Source organism: Nocardia sp. NPDC047038 (assembly GCF_040644075.1).
Lineage (GTDB): Bacteria > Actinomycetota > Actinomycetes > Mycobacteriales > Mycobacteriaceae > Nocardia > Nocardia sichangensis.
In genome coordinates this window covers 1-7,517 of record NZ_JBEYVQ010000041.1, presented here as the reverse complement: position 1 = coordinate 7,517, position 7,517 = coordinate 1, and the positions used below count along the sequence as shown (strand labels likewise).

2 protein-coding genes are annotated in these 7,517 nt (G+C 69.7%); both read left to right on the top strand.

Annotation, left to right across the window (positions count from 1 at the left end; translation table 11 throughout):
* Positions 1 to 1,697 (top strand): thioesterase domain-containing protein (locus tag ABZ824_RS39540; RefSeq protein ID WP_356970026.1); only part of this gene is annotated, 1,697 nt, incomplete at its 5' end.
* Positions 1,698 to 1,976: 279 nt separating this feature from the next.
* On the top strand, positions 1,977 to 7,517 hold a 5,541-nt coding region (locus tag ABZ824_RS39535), incomplete at its 3' end, for an amino acid adenylation domain-containing protein (RefSeq protein WP_356970025.1).

Genomic DNA, 7,517 nt, shown 5'->3' with positions numbered 1-7,517 from the left:
ACATGTACGGCATCACCGAGACCACGGTGCACGTGTCGTTCCTGTCGTTGGACGAGCAGATGGTCGACAACCCGGCCAGCGTGATCGGGCGGGCGATCCCGGGTCTGGACGCGTACGTGCTCGATGACCGGTTGCACCCGTCGCCGGTCGGGGTGGCCGGACAGATCCATGTGGTCGGCGCGCAGCTCTCGCGCGGGTATCTGGGGCGTGCGGGGTTGACCGCGACACGGTTCGTGGCCAATCCGTTCGGTGCGCCGGGCTCGCGGATGTATCGCTCCGGGGATATCGGGCGCTGGCGTGCCCGCGGTGACGACGCCGCCCTGGAGTACGCCGGTCGCGGTGATCAGCAGGTGCAGTTGCGTGGCTTCCGTATCGAGCTCGGGGAGATCGAGGCGGCGCTGCTGCGGTGTGCCGGGGTCGGGCAGGCGGTCGCGGTGGTCCGTACCGACGAGCATGCCGGTGACCGTTTGCTCGGGTACGTCGTGCCCGACCCCGGCGCGAGCATCGACCCGACCACGGTGCGCGGCGAAGTCGCCGAATTCCTGACCGGCTATATGGTGCCGGATGCGGTGGTCGTGCTCGAGGTGCTGCCGTTGACGGCGAACGGGAAACTGGACCGCCGCGCGCTGCCCGCGCCGGAAATCGTCAGCACAGCCGCCTACCGCGCGCCGCAGACGGTCACCGAGCAGGCCGTGGCCGCCGCGTTCGCCGAACTGCTCGGCGCCGACCGCGTCGGCCTGGACGACGATTTCTTCGGGCTCGGCGGTAACTCGCTGCTCGCGGCCCAGGTGGCCGGACGGCTGCGGGACGCGACCGGAGCGACGGTGCAGGTGCAGTGGTTCTTCACCGACGCCACGGTGGCGGGCTTGGCCGCGCGTATCGACGCGGGCGACGCCGACGCCACCGCGGCGCTGGACGTGCTGCTGCCCATCCGGGCGAGCGGATCGGCGGCTCCGCTGTTCTGCCTGCATCCGATGTACGGCTTGGCCTGGTCGTACGCGGGTCTGGCCCAGTTCCTGCCCGTCGAGCAGCCGATCTTCGGCCTGCAATCGCCCGCGCTGTCGGAGGACGTCGAGCTGCCCGGTTCGCTGGACGAACTGGCCGAGCGCTACCTGTCCGAGATCAGGGCGGTACAACCGCAGGGTCCGTACCGGTTGCTCGGCTGGTCCCTCGGCGGCGTGCTCGCCCATGCCATCGCCACCAGGTTGCAGGACGCGGGCGAGCGGGTGGAGTTGCTGGCCATGATGGACAGCCATCCGAATCCGGACGTGGTCGGATTCCGCGCGGCGGTGCGCGGGGCCCTGGCCGAACTCGGCCTCGGCACGGCGGTCACCGCGGACGGCGATGTCTACGAGCTCGACGACGAGTCGTTGGCCGCGTTGCACGCCATGATCCCGGCCGATCTGGTCGCGGTGACTCCCGAGCGGCTGCGCCGGATCTACCGCACCGCGGTCCGCTCGGCGGAGTTGATCGCCGAGCACCGGCCCGGAGTATTCCGCGGCACCGTGCAGTACTTCAGCGCGGCGGTCGCCGATCCCACCGACGAGTTGCGCGCCGCCGCGGCCGACTGGTGGCCGTACGTCCAGGGCATGGTCGTCGACCGGCCGGTCGAGGTCACCCACGCTCGGATGGCCACACCGGAGGCGCTGGCGGTGGTCGGACCGCAGCTGGCCGCTCTGCTCGACGCTCGCCGTTGACCATCCCTGCCGACGTCGCGACCCCAATCGCGCGTCGGCAGGTAATAATCAACCGCGGCACTCGTCACGTGCGTCCGTTTTCGACCCGAAACCCCAGGGTCGAGGCCGGTCGCGCTCGGCGTGCGCCGGTGGTCAGGTAACGATCGACCTGCGCACGTTCGATGATCCCAGGGTGGGGAGCATGGTGACGTGCGTGCGGCGACGATAGACAGGGTGAGGCAGCACGATGGTTCGGGCGGTCGGGCAGCGGCGTGACGAGACTGCGGAAGCGGTGCGCGTATGACCCGCCCGGCGCGTGTGCGCCCGACCCGGACCCGCCGCCCCCGCGTCACCACTCTGCCGCAATTGATGGCCACCGCCGTCGAGGCCAACCCGAGCGGCGCGGCCGTGGTGTTCGCCGACGCGACCGCCACGCTGGCCGCGCTGAGCTATGCCGAGCTGGACGAACGGTCCACGCGTTTGGCGCGTTTGTTGATCGATCGTGGGGTGGGTCCGGAGGATCTGGTCGCGGTCGGTGTTCCGCGTTCGGTGGAGTCGGTGGTCGCGGTGTGGGCGGTGGCCAAGACCGGGGCGGGGTTCGTGCCGGTGGATCCGAATTATCCGGCCGACCGGGTCGAGCACATGGTCGCCGACTCGGGCGCGGTCTTCGGGCTGACCGTGGAGGAACTCCGCGGTGACCTACCGGACCGGGTCGAGTGGCTGGCCATCGACACCGCGGACTGCGCCCGGCGGCTCGCGGAGTTCCCGGCCGATCCGGTGACCTACACCGATCGGGTTCGTCCGCTGCGCGCGGAGCATCCCGCCTACGTCATCTACACCTCCGGCTCAACGGGCAAGCCGAAGGGTGTGGTCGTCACGCAGGCGGGGTTGGCGAGCTTCTGTGCCGAGCAGCGTGATCGGTATCGGGTGACGAGTGCGTCGCGGACGTTGCATTTCGCGTCGCCGTCGTTCGACGCGTCGGTGCTGGAGTTGCTGCTCGCGCTGGGTGGCGCGGCCACCATGGTCGTCGCGTCCCCCACGGTGTTCGGCGGCGAGGAATTCGCGTCCCTCATCCGCCGGGAGGCCGTGACCCACGCGTTCGTGACGCCGGCCGCGCTGGCGTCGGTGGATCCGGCGGGGTTGGACGAGTTGCGTGTGGTGGTGGCCGGTGGCGAGGCGTGCCCGCCGGAGCTGGTGCGGCGCTGGGTGCTACCGGTGTCGGGTGGGCGCACCCGTGAGTTCTTCAACGGGTACGGCCCGACCGAGACCACGATCATGACGAACATCAGCGCGCCGCTGGTGCCGGGGGAACCGGTGACGATCGGCGCGCCGATCCGGGCCGTCACCGAATACGTGCTGGACGAGCGGTTGGTCCCGGTCCCCAGCGGTGTCGCGGGGGAGCTGTACATCGCCGGTGCGCAACTGGCCCGCGGCTATCACGAACGGCGGGGACTGACCGCGTCCCGCTTCGTGGCGAATCCGTTCGACGCGCATGGGTCACGCCTCTATCGCACCGGTGATCTGGTGCGTTGGACGCCGGATGGCGAGTTGGAGTACCTGGGTCGCAACGACTTCCAGGTGAAGATTCGCGGTTTCCGTATCGAGCTCGGTGAGATCGATGCGGTGCTGGCGGCGCACGAGACGGTCGATTTCGCGGTCACCGTCGGCCACCACCTGGACAGCGGCGCGACCATTCTCGTCTCCTATGTGCACGCCACGCCGGGGATGGACGCCGACGCGGCCGAACTGGCCGCGTTCGCCGAGCAGAGCCTGCCCGCGCATATGGTGCCGACGGCCGTCATGGTGCTGGACGAGATCCCGCTGACTCCGGTGGGCAAATTGGACCGCGAGGCGCTGCCCGCGCCGCGGTTGCAGACCAAGGTGTTCCGCGCGCCGGTCGGCCCGCTCGAAGAGTTGGTCGGCGAGGTGTTCGCCGAACTGCTCGGCCCTGGCGCGCCGGTCGGCGCGGACGACGATTTCTTCGAGCTGGGCGGCAACTCGCTGATCGCGACGCAGGTCGCGGCCCGGTTGGGGGCCGCCATCGCGGCGCGGGTGCCCGCGCGGCTGATCTTCGAGAGCCCCACCGTCGCCGCGCTCGCCGCGCGGTTGGAGCCGTTGAAGGGCGCGGGCGACCGGCGCGCGTTGGTGGCGGTGGAGCGTCCGGAGCGGGTGCCGTTGTCGCCCGCGCAGCGGCGGATGTGGTTTTTGAATCAGTTCGATACCGGGTCCGCGGCGAACAATATTCCGTTCGCGGTGCGGTTGTCGGGTGTGTTGGATGTGGCGGCGTTGCAGGCGGCGGTCGCGGATGTGGTCGGGCGTCATGAGACGTTGCGGACGGTGTATCCGGCGGTGGACGGTACCGGGTATCAGGTGGTGCTGCCCGCCGCGCAGGCCGTTCCCGACCTCGCGCCGAAGCCGGTCGCCGAGCACGAGCTACCGGACTGGCTGCGCGGATTCGCGCTGACCGGCTTCGACGTCGCGGCGGAGGTGCCGCTGCGCATCGCACTGGCCGAGATCGGTCCCGGTGACCACGTGGTCGTTGTGGTGGTGCATCACATCGCGGCCGACGGCGCTTCGGTCGCGCCGTTCCTGCGTGACCTGCTCAGCGCGTTCCTGTCCCGGCGCAACGGGGCCCGCCCGTCCTGGCAACCGCTACCCGTGCAGTACGCGGACTACACGCTGTGGCAGCGCGCGATGCTCGGCGACGAGGACGACCCGGATTCGGTGGCGGCGGCCCAGATCGCCTACTGGCGCGACGCCTTGGCGGGCATCCCGGATCGGATCGACCTACCCGCGGACCGGCCGCGTCCAGCCGTCGCCTCCGGCAGGGGCGCGGAGTACACCTTCGTGGTGGACGCCCCCGTGCACCGAGGTCTCGCCGAACTGGCACAGAGTGCGGGCGCCTCGGAGTTCATGGTGGTGCACAGCGCCCTGGCGGTGCTGCTCGCCCGGCTCACCGGCACCGACGACATCACCATCGGCACGCCCGTGGCGGGCCGGGGCGAGCGGGAACTCGATCCGCTGATCGGCATGTTCGTCAACACGCTGGTCCTGCGCACCCGGATCGATCCCGGCGCGTCGTTCCGTGCGCTGCTCGAACAGACGAAGGAAACGGATCTCGGCGCGTTCTCGCATGCCGAGTTGCCGTTCGAGCGGCTGGTCGAGGTGCTGGACCCGGTGCGCTCGCAGGCGCATCATCCGTTGTTCCAAGTGGCGCTGTTCTACCAGAACCTCAGCATGCCCGAGATAGTTCTGCCCGGACTGTCCGCTCGGGTGGTCGAGTTCGACAGCGCGATGGCGAAATTCGATCTGCAATTGACCGTGGTGCCCGCCGCCGATGGGCCTGCCACGGGTTTCACGGCGATGTTCACCTACGCCACCGACCTGTTCGACGAGCGGACGATCGCCGAGTTCGCCTGGCGGCTGGATCTATTGCTGACCGCCGTCGCGGCCGAGCCGGATCGGCCGATCGGCGCGATCGACCTGCTGGCTCCCGCCGAGCGCGAACGCATCCTGTTCGAGTGGAACAGCACCAGGTACCCGGTGCCCGCCGAGTTGCTGCTGGACGGTTACCGGCGCGCCGCGGAGGCGTACGCGGACGAGGTGGCCTTGGTGCACGAGGGCGTCGAGCTGACTTATCGTGAGTTCGATGCGCGGGTGAATCGATTGGCGCGTTTGTTGATTTCGCAGGGTGTGGGTGCGGAGTCGTTGGTGGGGTTGGCGGTTCGGCGGTCGTTGGATCTCGTGGTGGGGATGTATGCGGTGGTGGCGTCGGGTGGGGCGTATGTGCCGTTGGATCCGGATCATCCGGCCGAACGCATCGCGCACATCCTCGACACGGCGCAGCCGGTCTGCGTCCTCACGACCTCCGCCGACGTGGTGGACGTGCCGGAAGGCACCGCGGTCCTGCTGCTGGACGCGCTGGATCCGAACCGATTCGACGACAGCCCGGTTCGCGCGGAAGAACTGGTGCGTCCGGTGTCGCCGCACCATCCGGCGTACGTGATCTTCACTTCTGGGTCGACCGGCAGGCCCAAAGGGGTGGCGATCTCGCACTTCGCGATCCAGAACCAGATCAGCTGGATGCTCGCGGCCTATCCGCTGGACGCCGACGACGTGTACCTACAGAAGACGGCGACGACCTTCGACGTCTCGCTGTGGGGGTACTTCCTGCCGCTGCGCGTGGGCGCGAAGCTGGTCGTCGCCGCCCACGACGGGCACCGCGATCCGGTATATGTCGCGGAAACCATTGCGGCGCAGGGTGTGACGGTGACGGACTTCGTGCCGTCCATGCTGACGGTCTTCGCCGCGCACACCGCTCCCGGGTCGTGCCCCACTTTGCGCGACATCTTCGTGATCGGCGAAGCGCTGCCGCCGGAGACCGTCGCCGCGGTGCGCACGGTGACCGACGCGGCCGTGCACAATCTCTACGGCCCGACCGAGGCGGCGGTGTCGGTGACCTACTGGCCCGCGACGGCCGCGGACGAGCGCAGCGTGCCGATCGGCGTGCCGCAGTGGAACACCCAGGTGTATGTGCTGGACGCGCATCTGCAACCCGTGCCGGTGGGTGTGCCCGGTGAGCTGTACTTGGCCGGTGATCAGCTGGCCCGTGGTTATGTGCGGCGTCCCGATCTCACCGCGGACCGGTTCGTGGCCAACCCGTTCGGCAACGGCGAGCGGATGTACCGCACCGGTGACCTGGTGGTCTGGCGCGCCCCGACCGAAGCGCTGCCGCATCGGCTGGACTACCTCGGCCGGACCGATTTCCAGGTGAAGTTCCGTGGTCAGCGGATCGAGCTGGGCGAGATCGAGACCGCGCTGCTGGCGCAGCCTTCGGTGAGCCAGGCGGTGGCCTTGGTCGCGCCTTCGTCGCTCGGGGACCAGCTCGTCGCCTACACGGTCCCCATGCCGGGGTACTCGATCGAGCAAGGCGAGCTGCTCGCTGCAATCGGGGAAACGCTGCCCGCCTACATGGTTCCGGCCGCCATCGTCGCACTGGATGCGTTGCCGCTGAATCCCAGCGGCAAGCTCGATCGTAAGGCGCTTCCCGAACCTGCCTTCACCGCGCGTGAGTTCCGTGCGCCCGCGACGGCGGTCGAGGAGATCGTGGCGGGTGTGTTCGGCGAGGTGCTCGGTGTGACCCGGGTCGGCGCGGATGACGACTTCTTCGCGCTCGGCGGCAATTCGCTGGTCGCCACGCAGGCGGCGGCGCGCTTGGGTGCGGCGGTCGATGCTCGCGTGCCGGTGCGGGCGCTGTTCGAGAACTCGACGGTGGCCGGGTTGGCGGCGGCGCTGGAGTCGCACACGCCCGGTGAGCGTGGTGTGGAGCTGGGGAGCATCGCCCGGCCGGAGCGGTTGCCGTTGTCGTCGGCGCAGCGGCGGATGTGGTTCCTCAACCGCTTCGACCACGTGGACGGCGCTGCCGCCACGGCCGGTTCCGCGGCCTACAATCTGCCCTTCGCATTGCGGTTGACCGGCGAACTGGATGTCGCCGCGCTGGGTGCGGCGCTGCACGACGTGGTGGCGCGCCACGAGGTGCTGCGCACGGTGTATCCGGAGACCGCGGATGGTCCGGTGCAGGTGGTGCTGGCCGCCGGGCAGGTGGCGCTGGATGTGGGCGCGCATGCGATCGGTGCGGACGAGGTCGCGAGCGAGGTGTACGCGCTCGCTGCGACTCCGTTCGACGTGACCGCCGAAGTGCCCGTGCGGGTGCGGCTGCTGCGGATCGCGGACGCGCCGCAGGAACATGTGTTGGCGGTGGTGGTGCATCACATCGCGGCGGATGCGTCGTCGATGGGTCCGTTGGTGCGGGATGTGATGGTGGCGTATGCGGCGCGTACT